Origin of the sequence: Chryseobacterium sp. VD8, assembly GCF_037149975.1 — a bacterium.
Taxonomy (GTDB): domain Bacteria; phylum Bacteroidota; class Bacteroidia; order Flavobacteriales; family Weeksellaceae; genus Chryseobacterium; species Chryseobacterium indicum.
On record NZ_JBBCQL010000077.1, the window covers coordinates 1 to 17,298 of the forward strand.

12 protein-coding genes and 1 pseudogene are annotated in these 17,298 nt (G+C 36.5%); 2 read left to right on the forward strand and 11 right to left on the reverse strand.

Translation table 11 applies throughout. From position 1 onward, the window contains the following. The coding region (locus WFK35_RS10560) for a hypothetical protein (RefSeq protein WP_336732613.1) at nt 1-879 on the forward strand (879 nt) is incomplete at its 5' end. A gap of 285 nt (nt 880-1,164) precedes the next feature. Next, entirely contained in the window at nt 1,165-2,649 is a 1,485-nt protein-coding gene (locus WFK35_RS10565; protein WP_278354018.1) for a caspase family protein, read from the forward strand. 42 nt (nt 2,650-2,691) lie between these two features. Here WFK35_RS10565 and WFK35_RS10570 read toward each other — a convergent pair whose 3' ends face one another. The 11 genes and pseudogenes from WFK35_RS10570 to WFK35_RS10620 form a co-directional block, all read right to left on the reverse strand. After that, nucleotides 2,692-7,827, reverse strand: coding sequence for an Eco57I restriction-modification methylase domain-containing protein (locus tag WFK35_RS10570; RefSeq protein WP_442892037.1), 5,136 nt, complete (start codon nt 7,825-7,827; stop codon nt 2,692-2,694). Next, nucleotides 7,820-8,500, reverse strand: a complete 681-nt coding sequence (locus tag WFK35_RS10575) for a hypothetical protein (RefSeq protein WP_336732615.1) — start codon at nt 8,498-8,500, stop codon at nt 7,820-7,822. The genes WFK35_RS10570 and WFK35_RS10575 overlap by 8 nt, the downstream gene beginning before the upstream one ends. Nucleotides 8,501-8,566: 66 nt before the next feature. Beyond that, nucleotides 8,567-10,582, reverse strand: a complete 2,016-nt coding sequence (locus WFK35_RS10580) for a hypothetical protein (protein WP_278354015.1) — start codon at nt 10,580-10,582, stop codon at nt 8,567-8,569. Nucleotides 10,583-10,635: 53 nt separating this feature from the next. Beyond that, complete coding sequence (locus WFK35_RS10585; RefSeq protein WP_278354014.1) at nt 10,636-11,331, reverse strand: hypothetical protein; 696 nt, start codon at nt 11,329-11,331, stop codon at nt 10,636-10,638. 32 nt (nt 11,332-11,363) lie between these two features. Then, nucleotides 11,364-12,203, reverse strand: coding sequence for a M23 family metallopeptidase (locus WFK35_RS10590; RefSeq protein WP_278354013.1), 840 nt, complete (start codon nt 12,201-12,203; stop codon nt 11,364-11,366). Beyond that, entirely contained in the window at nt 12,200-14,194 is a 1,995-nt protein-coding gene (locus WFK35_RS10595; RefSeq protein ID WP_278354012.1) for a type IV secretion system DNA-binding domain-containing protein, read from the reverse strand. The genes WFK35_RS10590 and WFK35_RS10595 overlap by 4 nt, the downstream gene beginning before the upstream one ends. After that, nucleotides 14,194-14,631, reverse strand: coding sequence for a hypothetical protein (locus tag WFK35_RS10600; protein WP_336732616.1), 438 nt, complete (start codon nt 14,629-14,631; stop codon nt 14,194-14,196). The genes WFK35_RS10595 and WFK35_RS10600 overlap by 1 nt, the downstream gene beginning before the upstream one ends. Nucleotides 14,632-14,640: 9 nt before the next feature. Then, nucleotides 14,641-15,507, reverse strand: coding sequence for a conjugative transposon protein TraN (gene traN, locus WFK35_RS10605; protein WP_278354010.1), 867 nt, complete (start codon nt 15,505-15,507; stop codon nt 14,641-14,643). A gap of 4 nt (nt 15,508-15,511) precedes the next feature. After that, entirely contained in the window at nt 15,512-16,714 is a 1,203-nt protein-coding gene (gene traM / locus WFK35_RS10610; RefSeq protein WP_336732617.1) for a conjugative transposon protein TraM, read from the reverse strand. Between the two features lie 34 nt (nt 16,715-16,748). Beyond that, the gene (locus WFK35_RS10615) at nt 16,749-17,102 is read right to left on the reverse strand and encodes a hypothetical protein (protein ID WP_336732618.1); all 354 of its coding nucleotides are present in this window, start codon (nt 17,100-17,102) and stop codon (nt 16,749-16,751) included. Between the two features lies 1 nt (nt 17,103). Beyond that, a pseudogene (locus WFK35_RS10620) lies at nt 17,104-17,298 on the reverse strand (conjugative transposon protein TraK); the annotation flags it as partial.

Below are 17,298 nucleotides of genomic sequence, written 5' to 3' on the forward strand. Positions count from 1 at the left end.
CAAGAGAAAATAAAATATAACACTTGGGACTGGAGCTCAAACGATATTGATGCTGCCTTAAATGAACTTACTTATCATCAGCTAATAGAGATGGATCATGAAAGCTATTTTAATACCACTGTAATAGGAAAAATAGCCGGAGATTCAGGAATTGAAGTTGAATCTATTATCCGTATTATTAGTACTTTGCAACAAATCCCTTCAGAGCTCATTTCTGATCCTGTATTATTGGGAATTACTCAACTTACAATAGAGTTAGAGCAGGTATATATGCCGATAAACAAAAAAAGCATTTATAAAGAGCCACATACATGGAGTGACGCTATACAAAGACAGCGAATTCCTTCTCAGCTGATAAATGCATTTTCAAGATATTCAAAGGATAATATTGAAACTACATCGAAATCAAAGAAAACGATGGCTTGCCTACTTTGGATAACAGATATGCAATTGGTGGAAATGGAGGCTCTTCTTATGCAGCACAGTCGAGACAACTCTGCTGCAGGTGCAATACGAGCAATAGTTTCAAGAGTTTGCGATGTACTTCCTATTGTTGCTGGCATAACTGAAATAATAAAACCGGAGATTAATCTATCAGAAAGAATTCCTAAAATACTTTTAAGACTAGAACTAGGTATTCCGTCGTCTATTATAGAACTAGCAAAAGTTTTGAGAAAAACTTTAAATCGAGGTGAATATCTTGAATTGTTGAAAAGAGAAATAATGAATATTGATCATTTTAGTTCTACTGATGAGCAAATTTTATTAGAGATATTTTCTAGTGATAAGGTTGAAGAAATAAGATTTAAGATTGAACAAAATATTCATGAACAATCAACTACAATAGATATTCCCGAGATTCCGCTTTATGAAGAGTAGAACTTGTGTCAATACTATATTAATACATGATTTTGATTTTCAAAAGGAAATAAATATTAAGAATGCCCTCTCATTTTGAAAATTATTGTGATTAAAACAGAGTTGTTTTTTGAATTGGGACACTAGTTGAAAAGTGTTTTCGTAAGAAAAAATTGTTCTAAGTTTGCTATGTAATTTATACAACATAAACATCTTTTTTGTATATCATTCATATTTCCACATATCTTTCATTACTATTTTTATTTGTAAGTAAAAAAGTTTTTATAAATAATCAAAAAATCACTTATGTCCGAAAACAAGTTTGCAATACTGATCGGTATGAATAATTACGAAGATGACGTTTTACCGTTCTGCATTAAAGATGTTGAAGACATGGAGAATGCTCTTATAACTTATTGTCGTTTTAGTAAAAAGAACATTTTTAAAATAACAGATAGTGACAAACCTGTGAAGGTGCAGATCGATGAAGCTTTTGCTATTATCGAAAAAGATTTTAAAATTAAGAGAGATCTATTATTTTTCTACTTTTCAGGTCACGGAGATTATGACAAAAAAGAGGAAAAATCAAAAATAATTTTTGAAGATGATACTGAACTAACAGTTGAAGATATCCTGATAAGGTATTTTTATAAGATAAGTCCAAAAAATCAGTATCTATTAATCGATGCGTGTTATTCTGGAGGTAAGGTGTATTTTAAATCAAACAATCCTGAAAAAGAAATAAGGCGACTAAATTACAACTCGTCCGAGTTGTGTTTTATGTTTGCTACGGAGAGTAAAAAGAAAGCCGTTCAAGATGACGATATACAAAACAGCTATTTCACTTATTTCTTTTTGGAGGCAATAAAAAATGATAGTTTGTATGATGAAGATGGCTACTTAACAATACAAGCTATTGATAACTATCTTAAGAAAAAAGTGGCGAAAAAAAGTAATTTTATGCAAGTTCCAGTGAGTGAATTTAGAAGCTCTGGATACAAAGCGTTTGCATATAATGAAACACTTATAAATTCCAAAAAAAACATAAGTAAAGAGATAATGAAAGAAACGGAAATTGAAAACAAAAAACAAGCGGATAATGGTACTTACAATTTATCATTTGAGGAAAGTTTATCCTTCACTCACAGGGGAAAAGAACAAGAGAAATATGTGAAAATAATTAATCAGATACTCCAAGATTATATTGAGAATGAAGATTTATCGCAGTTTGATATTCACATAGAAAATCTCTTTCTAGAAATGGCATACGAGCACCAACAAGAAATTTCTAAAAGGCTTATTCAGAAAGCAAGGAAAGAAAAACTGGAAGCTATTAATGATATTTTCGAGGTTGAATTGGTTGAAAAGCCAGCACAACCCGCCTGGATGGGAGGGTTAAGCCAAATGCTTAGTTATTTACATGATAATTCAAAACCGGAGTATAATTATAAAATTTATGCTAGTTCTGACCACATCTATAGTACAGGGATATCCCTCAAAGCAAAAACAGTTTATGAAGTTAGTTGCGGTATTGCTATTTTGTTGTATCAGGTAAAATTCGGATTTGCCATCGCCTGTATTCAATACGATTTTGATTGGGGCGGGGAATTTGATAGTGTTCTTAAAAGTACCACTATTACAATAAAACCTTTTGCTTTAAATAAAGACAATACTCACTCTGTCACTTTATTTGTGTCTCAAAAAATGGCTAAGTTTCACAAATCCATCAATTCAGCATTCGAAAATCGAAATAAAGAAATTGAGGATTTCATTAGTAAAACAAATAAATAGTTTTTTATAGCGCTGACTATCATTCAAATACAAGTAACTATTTTATCTTTTTCTCTTTGTTTCGGCTTGCACATTTTCATCATTTTGCAATTGGGTTGTATTTGAATAATTTATTTTAACAGAATTTGGTTCAGTTGAATAATAAAATAAGGCTTTATTCTCCGTCGCACGTTGTTTCATAAAATCTATTTCTTTACTGGTTTTCATTCTTTCCTCTTTCTCTTTTTTGTACTGAACCAGTAAATGTGTTTTAATATCTGGAAGATCTTCTAATTTTTTATCCAGCTCCGCAATTTTGGTTTCAGTAGCTTTTGTTTGCTTTTCAATTTCATTAACATTCACCCCTTTCGTAGCCAATTCTTCTATAACCTCAGTAACTAAAGCCTTAGCAGCATTAATAGCTTTCTGATAGTTTGGCAGCTGATCGGTCCAGTACTCTGCATTTTCTCCCGCCTCTTTTGAATAACCTAATATCCTGTCATAACTTTGTTGCGCTCTTGCTACCTCCTGTTGAACCTTGGTAAATCCCTCATACTTTCTTAATATAAATGCAGAATCCGCTAAAAACTTATTTTTCTCACTTTCAATTTTCTTTTTCATCAGTTCAATTTCAATATTTGCCCTGGTTTCAGGGTTTGTAATGATGGCGGTTTTGAGCTCCTGTGTGCTGATATCAGAAATATCAAGGACATCAGCACCTTTCTTCATAGCTTCAAGGTACCTTGCCTGTTTTGATTGCAGCTTCTGTAGCATAAATACATCGATGCTGTCATTGGTCAGCATAAAATTAACTCTCACATTTTCGTGTCTGTTTCCCTGTCGCCAGGCACGTCCTTCAACTTGTCTTAATGTGGTAAAGTTGTAAGGCAATGATAGCAGATAAAGATCAGTGGTATTTTCCTGCAGATTCATTCCCTCTTGGATGGCTTCACTTCCGATAATAACTTTTATTTTTCCGATGTTAAAATCATTTTGTATCGATATTCTTTGACTTTTAGTGGTCGCGCCCGTAATTATGCCTATTTCTTCAGGTTTGTAACCAATATTTGTCACCAGATACTCTTTCATCCTTGGAAATTCTGCAACAGCTAGCTCAGAATAGATGATTTGTCCCGCTTCCGGAATGTCCCGCTTATTCTGCTGGATCAGATTCATTGTTTCATTCAACTTAGGCGAATTTTCAATAAATTCATCTACTGAAGGAAATTCTCCATGATAGTACGGCGACAAATAGGGTGAAATAGCAATTAGCCTAGCATTGAGAATATGAGTAAGAATTGCCCCCTTTTCCTTTTCATCAAGGCTATCTGTCAATCGTTCATACTGTTCCTCAGTCAGGTCATTTTGTTCAATTTTATATTCTTTATTAATTTTATTAGGACGGATGAGTTCAGGATTATCTTCTTCACCTTTTATGTCAATAAATTCTGATAAAAGCTGCTGAAACAAAGAATTATTTTTGAACCTGCGAACATTGGTTTTGAACTTCACATCTCCTTTTGCATCGATCTCCATATCGTTATCAGCCTCCATAAACGTTTCAAAAAAGGTGTTGACATTGAAATAACCTGATTCTTCCAGACGTTTATTGGCGATCAATGAAAGGATCGAATAATATTCAAGAGGTTTGTTAGTGAATGGAGTAGCGGAAAGTAGTGTGACATTCCTCCCGTCGTATTTCTTCTGAATATATTGCGCCGCCATCCAGGTATTGATACCTAATTTGGAAGTCTGCTGGTTCTGACTTCTGAAGTCGGAAGAGAATCTCCTGTCTTCAATTCTTACTTTACCTACAATATGATTCGCGTTATGAACTTCGTCTAAGGTCATATGGTCGAAACCAAAATCTTCCCAATCGTAGATTTTTCCACGCTTCATTTTACCCTCCACTTCTTTGATTTTCTCCATTTCTTTTTGGAAATCCCGTTCGCTTATGGAATTTACACTTCGTAATTCGCTTTCTGATATATAGGAAAACTTAGAAGAAAGATCCAGAGTGATACTTTCTGAAAATCCGATATTGTTAAAGCCTTCATAAGTAACGATCGTAATCTCCCCATTTTTGTTATCAAATTTTGACAAATCATAATCCTTACCTAGATTGCCAAGCACATTGACCTTGGCATCAGGTATCGTTTCAAAGATCGTTTCCACCCATTGTTTAAGAATACTATCGTTCGGTACAATGATCAAGGGTCTTTTAGAATTGCCACGTTCCATTGCTTCGTGCATCGAAAGGATTCCGGATAATGTTTTTCCAAATCCCACTTCATGCGCCAGAAGACCGACACCTTTTGTTGTCAGTCTTCCTATGCCTGCTTTTTGAACCTCGGTTAATCTAAGTTCTTGTCCTTTGAAATTTTTATGGATTTTGGAAAAGAGAGGAAATCTTGAATAGTCAGGAACGTGGATATTATTGTAATTCCTATTAAACTCTTTGACAAAGCGTTCCCGAAGCTCATCCGATAACTCTTCCCGGATAAATTTCTGGAAAAGGTCATTAGCGGCGCCTTTTCTTCTTTCCCTTATGAGTGCATTTCTTTCCTTGTCACTACCAGTTACCGTATCGTTATCTACAAATTGTCTGACTTCCCATGCTGAAGATCCTTGGAAAGCATCGCTTGATAAAGTCCCGACAAAATCTTTAAATTTTTCCGCCAGATTATAATCAATAATAACAACTTCGCTGAGCTTGGTATTATAATTATATCTTTCTTTTTCTACCTGCCCCAATGCGAACTGATGCACAAATTCGTGATTGGGGCTAATATATATTTCGTCTATAGATTTAGGTTTCGGAAGAACACTTTCGAGTAATGCTTTCTGCTTTAAATATTGAGCTTCTGAGTATCCTTCGGAAAAGGAAGCCTTAAAATCAATTTCTAATTGCTCTAGTTTTTTATAAATGTTTCCTTCGGCATAATAAAAGTCATGAACCCATTTTCCATCAATGAAATTCGCATATTGATGATGCTTACCGTTTTTATTTAAGACTCCTTCATAAGTCGTGTCTCGAAAAGCTTCCAGTTCCTCAGGCGAGATATCAGAATTGCTCTGAAGAGAAGTATTAACGATTGCATCTTTTTTGGAAAACAAGTACTTTAATACGCCTTTCTTTATCTCCGGTTTAGTCTGAATCCTATACTCTGAATCTTTTTTTGTTTGGTGGGACTGAATGACTCGATCAGCCTTTTCAAGAATTTCAGATAGTTGTTCATGATTAAATTTTTTTGGATTTTCGGATAATTGACCTTGTAGCTTTTTATATTTGTCAGTCTCCTTTAAAATTGCAAGTGATTTGAATTTTATATCATTAAGAGTAGAAAGCACTGCCCGAATCTTATTCTGAACCTCTAAAAAATCAATTTCAGCTGTTTTTCCCGGATCACTTTTTTTGGCTGAAACTATATTGTCTGCTTGCTTTTCTAGTTCCAGGTTATCATATAACAAATCTTCGAAAAGGTTTCCTATCCGTTCAGTTTTCTTTACTTCTTGAAGCCTTTGTAACTGACTTAATGCTTCGTCCAGGTTTCCGTGAACGTAGAGTTCCATCCTTCCAAAACGATTCGGTTTTTCGCGGATTTCGCCCAGAATATTTTGGGGATTCCTTTCAAAATGGTCAGAAATGTTATGCGCGATTTTCTGGCTGTTTTTTCGAAGAATAATAATATCAGTCCCAACCTGTGTTCCTGCGAAGGCTCCGGTCGGTAACCGGAAAGCTTTTACAAGCTCAGCATTTTTAAGGTTATTCTGGCGGTTCAGCCAGCCGGAAGGAAGAACCATTGCTAAGATTCCATCATGTTTCAAAACATCCAGACTACGTTTAACGAAATAGTCTTCGTACTTGGAAATTTTCGATTCCTCACCCAATCCTTTATAGAAACCCCGATGCTCTCCATACGGGGGATTACCTATAATCAAATCATAATGCTGATATATTTCGTTTTTGTTTCCTTGTTCATCAATAAATTCTGTTTCAAAAGAACGAACATTAATAGACGCTTCGGGGTGCAGAATTTTAGCAATTTTTGCTGTAGTTTCGTTTATCTCAAATGCGGAAATACTAACATTCAGTGGCAGGTCTTTGGCAGCATATAGAAAATTTCCGGTACCGACGCTCGGTTCCAAAACGAAAATTTCAGTCTGACCTTTGAATTGATCTTTAATAAGGTTTCTGACAGCATCTACAATTTTTCGGTCAGTATAATATTCGTCAAGTATCCCACGACCTTCCTTGGCTATACCACCGCTTTTAAATTGTCCACAAATGTCTTTTAATTCATCGGTAATCGTGCTGCCTTCATTAATGAAGACTTCTTTACTCTTAGAAATAAAACAAGTTGCGGACACTACTTCTGCAACTTGTTCATTGGTCAGCTTTTGACCCTTATATTTTGAAATGATAGTTTCTAATTCTACCTCCTTTGTAGAAGGATCACTTATTTCGGAAAATCGTCTTTCGTATCTTCCTGCGGTGGGTACAGTTCTCCCGAATATGATTCGCCCCAGGGAATGTTTTTGTTCAGTATTTTGCGATTCTCTTGTGTCAATGGTTCTTCTTGTTGATTCTCCGACTCTGAAATCGTTCCATTCTGCGCCTGCAGGTCCATTTCCAGCATTTGGGCTGCCCACATTTTGTCTGCCTCTGTAATTTCTGTTTTGTTGGGATTGGCTTTCATCACCAATTCCGACAAGGTTTTGTCCAGATGTTCCGGATTCCAAGTGCTTAATTTCGGATAATCCGCTTGATTTAGTTCTAGTCTCGGCATCTTCTGAGAGTTTTGTTTCAACTAAGTTAGAGTTTATATTTTGTTGTTGCAATTTCTTTTCAAGATATGCAGTCAGATCTTTATTGCCATTTTGAGAAATTGTATAGACGTTACGAATATCTTTAATGTTCTTTTCCTTATATTCCAGAAGGATTTTAAGCGTTAGTGCGTCACCTGTTCTGGTACCTTCAAAACAGAGAAAGATCTTTCCATCGAAATTTTGAAAACGGTTTAGGAATTTTTTGGTATTGCTAGCTGTGTTAAGCGAAACAAGCGTCCTGCTATTGGATTGTCTGTTAATTTCTAACAATTTCTGGAATGACTTTACATCCTCATCTTTTGGAAAAAGGATCAGTTCATTTTTATTTCCTTCAATAATAGAAATGTCATTAGTTATAGGCTCAATCATTCTTACTTTTATTTACAAATTGATTAAATTCAAATAGTTCTTTGGCCTCCGGATGCCAGTCTTTTCTCGTAATGAGTTGAAGGGTTGCGAAAATATCGGTCCTCTTACTATATGAGTCAATACGTTCAAGCCTTCCGTGATAATCCTTTTCTGCATGCCGGTACAGTGAATAGGGTAGGATAGTATCAGTAGGGTAAATATAAAAACGAGAGTAGTTCCAGGGAGAATCGATCTCAAAGCGTTTGTATTGTTTCCCAAACAAAACGGTGTCGGGCAGTTTTCTTCGATTCCGGTAATTCGGAATCCATTCTTTTGAAAATACGGCACCTGCTTTCTTATCAAATACCAATAGCGGTTTTTGCTTGAGCCCGATCTCTGAAAATATAGCAGTCTTTCTTTCGGAATCCAATGGATAATACAGAGAATCTTTGATCAGAAATAGCTGCTTGTTGATTTCTGGGAATGACCGGTCAGGAACTATTTCTATTAGTTGATCTTGCGAATAGCTCATTTTAGAGATATGAAAGCTCTGCATTTGATCCAGTCCTTTAGACGCATCAAAGTAGACGTTCGAAATAATGTCGATTCCTCCTTTTTCGGATTTTATTTCTTTACGACAGGAAACTAAACCTAATAAAAATGCAGCGGATAGTAGTGTCAATTTTAATTTCATCTTGTTTGATTTAAAAAAAGCGGCAAATCATCAGACTTGCCGCCTTCAGATAATGATCAGGTATTATTATCTTTTAATACTTTGCTCTTTCACATTGTTTTTTTCGTGCTTATTATCCTGTTCTAAACCTTCCAAGGGCTTATTGGTATTAAGCCGGTTCATATCATTATCATAGAGTTTAAGGTTTCTATTCTGGGGGTCAAGAATAGCTTTTCCTTCTATGACAGAATCCTCCTGCTTAAATTTTACTTTGACTATATTCCCTTTCTCCAAGGATTTTATGGCATTTTCTTTCCATTCTGGCTTATCGAAAATAAGACCAGCTTTGTCGACTATCTTATCGGTGTCTACACCATATTTTTTGTAGAAGTTCTGAAACAGGTAGTTTCCTTTATCGGTTTTGGGCTGATTGAAGTCCAATTGGATAAAGGCAGGCTCTACCTGTTCGGTTTTAGGATTAAGAAATTCAATCTTAACACTTCGTCCTTCCAATAAATTAATGGCTTCCTTTGCCGTAAAGCTGCTTTCCCTGCTTACCGGGAAATTGTGAGAGCGCTCTTCATTGTTCTCATTGGTCAGTTTAGCCTGATATGAATTGAGGAAAATACCTCCTCTTTCGGTTTTGTTGAATTTCAATGTAAAGTCAACCTGGTTTCCGGGTGACGCTTTGTCCGAACCTGTTTTAATTTCAAATTGCTGTTCTTTAGCATTGATTCCTTTTTCAAGGTCTTTGTGAAGTTGTTCACCTTCGCCGAAGCCGAGGTATTTCATCTGGTCTTTTAGGTACTGTACCTGGTCGAAATCTTTTTGTGTTTCCATCATGTTTGAATTTTGATTGTTAAATTTTATATCATTCGTTGTTAATATTCTGTACTGTGGAAAAGCATCTTCGTCCATATAAATATTAAGGATTTCGCCGCTTTTTAATAATTCATACGAAACACCATACTGTATTTTTTCCAATACTCCATAAGCTAATTCATATTTGTCATTTTTTGACATCATATGACCATCGATGACATCCGGGATTTTGTCCAGTTGGTGTTGTGTAAGGGCATAATCGCCATCTGTTGTTCCGAATTCCTCTTGTTCTGCATAAGCTTTTCTTTGGTCTGCGGTAATCTCTAAGTTGTCCAGTATGAATTCGTTTTCTTTTTTTAATATCCTATAATTAAGTAGGTTTCTTTTTTCCTCTTCGGAAAGTTTTGGAGAGAGATTATTTTGAGCTGCTGATTCCTTTAATTCCTTTTCGGCATCGCTTTTAAATTCGTCCAAACTTTTTGGAACATCATAAAAATCCTTCATACTTATCCATTCGTTATTGCCATAAGGTGATCGATATTCCTGGGTTTGAAGGTCATAGCTGTAATAGCTATGACCATCTGGACTCCTAAGGGAGCCACTTCCATCATCATAATCATTCCACATCCAGCCGTCCGGAAGATCTGACGCCGAAATCATATTTTCATCCCAGTTTGTCTCATACGGACGTGCGACAGAATCCATTCCTGACTTTTTGACCTCGGCTTCATAAGTACGGTAATGATGAGCCTGTTTTTCATCAATTTGCGTATAGGTCAAACCACTACTCAGTTCAGTCTTATTGCTCAACTCTTTTGCCCATACATCTGAAAGGAATTTTTGTTTATCTGCTTCGTTATCAGTTTCTCTATTCTTTTGAGAATGAATCTGCATAAATTTTTTCTCGCGATGAGAAAATTTCCTCTCACCATCACGGAAAAATATTTCAGGAGACGTATTTTCCATTTCTTTTACGAAATCCTTATAGGCACGTGTTAGGGGAGTAATGTATTTATCGTACCAGTTTAGGGCATTTGTAATTGCTGCAGGCGTTTGATCTTGATTAGTATAAAAGTCCTGTTTTTCAATATTCAGAGGCCGCAAATCAAACGGCTCCGCATCCAGGCCATAATCAAAGGTATAACCGATAGCCTCGCATTCTTCCTGAAAAGCTTTGCAATCATTATAATCGAGTCCTAAGTGGGCGGCTTTTTCCTGCCAATGGCCACAGACTGCTTTTAACTCTTCGGGCAGTAGGTCGTAATCTTCAAATAAATCCATTGCAATATTTATATTTTATGACTTGATATAGAAAGCAGAAGGTTAGGTTAGGATTATCTTTTAAACTTCCGTTTTTCTTCTTGCTGTTGTTCCTCATCCTCTATCATTTGATTGGCATCTTCGTATAGATCTTTATCGTTGACATTAAGCTCAATTTTAGAATTACCACTTTTAGCCATTTGCTTCTCATCACCAGCTATGTTGTTTACGGAATCGATCTCTCTGGAAACGATATTCATATCATTTGAGATTTCTTTAGCAATCTGAGGGTGTTGGTCAATTTTGTCGTAGAGGAAGTTTTTAAGCTTTTGCAGTTCAATTTTATAGCGGTTCAATTCCTGAATGTCCTTTTTATCTGCGATTATAGCTGTGAGTGAGGCGGCATTTTTAATAAAATCGAATTCCACTATTTTCTCATTTTCCTTATCGAAAATGAAAGCCTTTTTTTCTATATTCCATTTGTCCGGGGATTTTGTTAAGTCTTTGATGTCTGTGTATTGAACTTTTTCTTTGCTGTTTCTGAGAATTTCCGAGAGGCTTTTGTCCCTTTCAAGAAAGATAACCTTCAGTTGGGTATTATTGTCGGTGAGCTGAAAAGTAGCACGATTCTTATTGTTGTCAGCGACTATCGTATAACCACTCAAAAACTTCTGGATATCATCAGCACTTAATTTTTTTGAAAATGTCAGGTCTTCGTCAATGATGCCGTAGGTTTTGAGGTCTTCAGTCGGTAGATTGTGATGTTGCATAATATGATATTTTTATTGTTGACTGTATTTTTTTAGTTCTGATACGATGCAGCAAGCAACTGATCAGCTTTGATTAGGTTATTGAGAAAATGTGCAGGGTTTATGTACTTTCCGTTTTCCCTGACGGAAAAGTGCAGGTGCGCTCCGGTAGAGTTTCCGGAATTACCGCTTTTTGCGATGATGTATCCGGCTTTTACGAATTCTCCGGCTCTGTAGTAGATTTCCGACAGATGTAGGTAAGCTGTTTCAAAACGTTCGTAATGCTTTACTTTAATAAAGTTACCTCCTCCTTTACTGTCCCAGCCCGTTTCAGTAACCGTTCCGTCCATCACGGCATATACATTCTCGTAATGGGCTTTTAAGTCAATGCCATTATGCATTCTGGATGTTCTAAATATTGGATGTACTCTGTCTCCATAGGGTGAGGTCACTGAAATTCCCCGGCTCAATGGCATCGCTATTTTGGAGAATGCTAATTCTTTAGAACCATTTTCAAAAGCCTTTTTTGTGATTGATAAAGACCTTTTTTGTTCATTATTAACAGTTTGACTTTGAAGTTGTAAAATCAGTGAATCTTTTATTTTTTGCATATTCCATTTATTGCGATTTACTTCTGAATTTTCTTTGATGATAGCTTTCAGAGAATCCAGTTCTTTTTTCAGCTCTGACCTGCTATTACTGTGAAAAATATCCTTCCAGATTTTTTTACCGCTTTTTTGCTTTGATTCACCGATCTCTCGCCTGTACCTGTCAGTTGTTGTATTGTCAGTTTTCTTTGGCAATAGAGGTGTAAGTGTATTGAATTGACCGAACATGGACAGATGAAAAGAAAAAATCAATACTGTTAAAAAATTTCTAGCTATTGATTTCATGATGCTGTTTTTATATGTTCATTGACAATAAGTTCGACTTCCCGATTGATCCTCCTGAAATTGGACATCAGTATTTCCTCTTTACGGTTCTTACCTTTTTTATCCAGAAATGAATAATAAACCGGCATTGTAACGTAATTATGTTCCTCTTTTTTAATGGCCTTTATATCCAGATTAATTTTTCCGTGAATCGCAGATGTTTTATATTCATCTGTATTGTTTTCTTCACCCTGTGCAATCATCCCTACCATTTCACCGGTCTTCAACGCTGCAATCTTTCCTGCAGGTATCATGTTATCCATCTTCTCATTGATGCTGGTCGTCGTTCCCTGTTGTGATATGGACTGGGAATACGATTTCTGTTTGATTTTTCCGAATAGTTTTTCCAGCCAATCCAGTGTATTTTTATCTCTGGCGGAACCTGAAATTATATTTCCGACAATGGCAGAAATGGTATCCGCCACCTCCTTTTTATAAAACTGTCTTAGCTGTGGAATTTCCTGTAGGCCAAGTAACACGGCAACCCTGTTGCTCCGAGCCGTTGCAACCACATTATCGATTTTATGGATATAAATGGTTGGGAACTCATCAGCAATAATTCCTCCCGGGAGATTATGCTTCGAATTGATCAGGCGCAGCGTTCTATTCAGAATTGAAGAATATAAAGCAGAATTGATATCCTGTGTTCCGGGATCAGAAGCTAAAATAAGAATGGACGGATTTTCTCTGTCGGTAATTTTCAATTCAACTTCATCGCCCGAAAAAACCCAAAAACTTTCTTTGGTAGCCAACCTTGAAAGGAAGATCTTTAAAGTTCCAATCTGCCCCTCAAGCTGATCGAAAGCTTTGTTGTCGTAAGCCGTTTTGAAGGGTGAAAGCAATGAGCCAATTTCTTCATTGGTAAACAACGTATCAAAGATCTCTTGATAGCTGCGGTTCATAAATGAAAGAATATGTGGCAGGTCCGAATATTTTCCGTTTTCTAGTGTGGCAAAGAAATAAATACAGGATGACAGAAAGTTGATTGCAGATTGGGTAAAGAACGCGTCTGATCCTCCGCCGGAGCTGCTTCCTCCTTTTTGGAGTGAGGAAACCATTGATTCTGCCATTTCCTGAGCTTCTGCCAAAGTCTGGATATACTTTTTATGAAAAGGATTAACCCTTTTTGATCTTTCGACTTCATTCAGGTTGATGATGTGGAAACTATAATTGTAATCAGATTGCTTACTTTTTTTCAATAGATAATGATAATAGGCAATCTGCGCCAGGTCCGGAAATTTAAAATCATAAATACAGAGGCAGAAACCTTTAGCGATCATCTGACGAATCGCCGGATTAATTACTCCAAAAGATTTTCCAGAACCGGGTACTCCGATTACAATAGTACCCCTAAAAGGATCAATATTGATATAACCATTATAAGTTTTATTATTATATCTGAAAACATATGGAATATTGATACTTGTATCAGTGTTAACGATCTCCTTATTCTGGTCAAAACTTTCTTCCACAATGTTCCATCTATCTTTTCCTATTTTCTGCTGTACTAGTTTAGAAATGCTGTCAGCTCCCATCTGAAGGATAACAGCTCCTATAAAAGAAAGAACCGCATAGATGACTTGGAATAGGTTGAGTCCGGGAAGTACTTTTGGAAGTTTTGTATTCCCTGCTTCTTCCTGCCAAATTAGTGACGCCAACATCATCATTAATCCAGTTACCATTGGAACGACAATTTCCGTGGTGATATTGAGATCTTTCTTTTTCTTTGCCCTGGTCCCGATGGCAACAAGCCCGATCAGAATAAAAGTGGCTATTTTAGCATTTACCGGTGGATAAATAAAGCTCATTTTCGAGAAGTTCTTTAATAGATTGGAGACCACCGGGACATTAGCACTCATGTAAAAAAGCGAAGTACAATCCAGTGCAACGACTGCATAGACTGCCTTTTGCAGGAATCCGTAGATCTTGATCTGATGTTGTTGTTCTTGCATTAGGAATAGTTATTAAAGTATTCGTTCAGTAATTTGTGTTCCGTAAGTAAATCACGATGCAGCTTCTGCTGTTTTTTAAACATGTTTTCATGTTTTTTCTGCATTTCTATAAGGCTCTCGTCCAACCGACTTAACTGATCAACTAATTCTTGTGCTCGCTTTTCCGTCTTCTCAACAATATAAAACCGGCTGGCTTCTTCGCTAAACTTCTCAATTGATTCATAAAATTTTCTTAGATATCTGTAATCTTGATCAAGGTTCTTTAATTGATTTTGCTGCTCCTGATATTTCAGTTTAAATCTATCAAGGAAGACATCACGTTCCTTGTTTCCTTTAATCATTGAATTAATCAGTATGGCATAAACAATTACAGAAGTCGCCATTATCACATAAAAAAAAACATTCACCATTTGCTCTAAACTAATAGACACCTCCATAATTAAGTTTTAAAAAGTGTCAGCTTTAAGAATATCTGAATAATTGATCTTCATTTCAATCGTCCTTCCGGAGAGCTGTTCCTCAATTAAGCGTATCATCATAACCTTGGAGTTCGGATAGGTGAACTTTTTAAATACATATATATTTCTGAGGTTTTTCCTGAAGTGCTTTTGAGGATTTAGCCGGAAGACAGGTGTCATCTCGATGCTTTGATTGTTCGTCGCTTTATGGATCTTTTTATCCTCAATGGAAAATTTAAGGTCTTCCAAATCATAGCTCAGGTTCGAGCTATTTTTAAAAGTCATATCAAGAAAAATATAATCGCCCATAACATAGACGTTATTCAGATGCATGCTGAGATTAAGATTTTTTTCTTCCCTGATCGGATTTTTTTCAGCCTTTTTCTGAATAATATCCATTGCAAATTTCCTCAGTTCACCGTTCGAGAAAGTCATTTTATCAAACTCAATGGGCTGCATCACTTCTGGCTGAATGTGGATATTGGTTATCGTATTGAGATTATTCTGGTTTCTATACACTGCTTTGTACTGTGCAATGAAGGACTGCCCGACAACAGTGATGATTCCCACCGTATCTCCGCTGAAAAAAGAAATGTTTTGTTTCTTTTTATCCTTTTCGGAGATAGTGTTGTCGGTAATTTTAATTCTGGCGATATTGCTAGCCGGGAGATCGCCCGTCAGTTTATCGGTAGATAGATCAACATACTGAATGGGCTCCGGTGAGATAATATGAAGGTTGATGCCCTCCGTGATCTCCAGTTCCGGCAGTTCAGAAATAATTTGTTCAGTAGTCGCAGTCTGCGCTGTTACAATTTGCGTTGTCAATAATACTAGGCTGTACAATAAGGTTTTCATTATATTATTTATTTTGCTGGTTTTGCGAATCTTTAAGTTGTTTTTCGTCAATCAGGAATACATAGGAGTTGTATTTTAGTTTGGCTTTATTGGTTTTGATGAGATTGGCGATTGATTTAGAGGTGGAAGTGAATAATTTGGAACCGATGCTAGTGAAGAATCCCTGTCCGCCCATATCCATCTGCGTTCCCTGAACCGAGTTGCTTCCCATTTCCCGGATCATATCCCGGAAAACACTTTGCGGTACATATAGGCCTTTCATCCCGTCCACATCGTAGATGGAGAGATTAACAGGAAAAATTTCACCGTTGGTAAATACCGATATAATTTTAAGATCAACCCTTTGCATCGAAAATCCGGAGATCTGTCCATAAAGTATGGAGCCTTTGCTGATTTTCCGGTTGCCCACAAAAATGTCTTCCAATAAGCGGAACCTGATCCTGCTGCCGAGAAAACCTTTGTTGTTCTCGTCAATGACGGCTTTTATAAAGTTGTTTTCCTTTTCTTTATAAAAAGCATTGAACACGCTGTTAATTCCTAATTTGCTGACATTAAATGTGGAATTAAGAAACTCTTCCATCTTTTCCTTATTGGCTTTGAGCCTCTGTTCCGCTGCCAGCTTGCTTTGATATTCCGGATCTCTGGCTTTTTCCAGGGAATCCATCACGAGCATTTGCTGCTTCAGGTATTTAACAGGGTCAGGTTGGACATTGTTTGTCCCTTTAGAATTTTCAGTTGAGTAGCTGCTTTCTGATTTGCCATAAGATTTATCATTCAGCATCCTGATAATTTCAGAAGACCTTTTGAAATCCTTATCCTCATTGTGTTGCTTTGGATCATAATATGATGAAGGGTTTGCTTTGGCCTGATATCGGCTCTGCCTTGATGACACCGCTTTAAGGGAATCAATTTTTCTCTTTTGTGCTAATGACAACTGATCATCATAGCTTAGTAAGCTATCTTTTTCCTTATCCAGTCCTCCCAACATCGTCCGGTTGTCATCTTTTTTGAAAAATACATCGTAGGCATCATTCTTATTCATAATGGAATCCTTGGTTTCTCCCAGTGAAAGGAAAAGCTCTTTGGGTTTGTCTTTGGGTTTATTCTCTTTAGTAAGCTGCACGCCGACGTAGCCGAAAAGAAGCAGGAAAGGCAGCGCCAAAAGCGGCAGCACATATTTTTTCTGTTTGAAATTAATTTTCTTCATTGCGTTTTAATTTTTAAATAAATTGCCTTCGGTGCTACCTGCCATCTTTCAATTGCTGGTATCGGTTAAAGAGAAACTCTATTCTCAAGCTATCCTCTTTTTGTAAGGCATTCCGATCCCTCTTGGTTTTTAGTAATTTGAGTTCGCCAACGATCTTTTCCATTTCTTTGTTTTGGCCTGCGATAGTATTCTGGCTGATAACCTTGTTGGAATAGAGAATAGGAGGCTTTATCTTAAATGAGGTATCAGAAGGAAAGGAAATTCCTTGTATCAGCGAGCCAATGAAAGAAACCGAAAGAAAAATCATTGAATACATATAGAATCTTTTTGGATTTTTGGCTGCATTGCCCAGCCATCTTTGTCCGGTTTGTCTTATAAAAGCATTCATTTTAGTACGAGTTTTTAGTTTGGTTAGAAATTTCTTCGTTGTCGATGATACGCCAGTTTTTCAACAGCACGCCGTGCGGATTATTGGGACTTCGGATGATGTCCTCAAAGAAGCCTTCGGTGATTAGCTTTCTGGTGATGACCGATGATTTCCTGGTGATCATCTGCTTTCCAAAGAATTGAAATTTGTTCTGCTC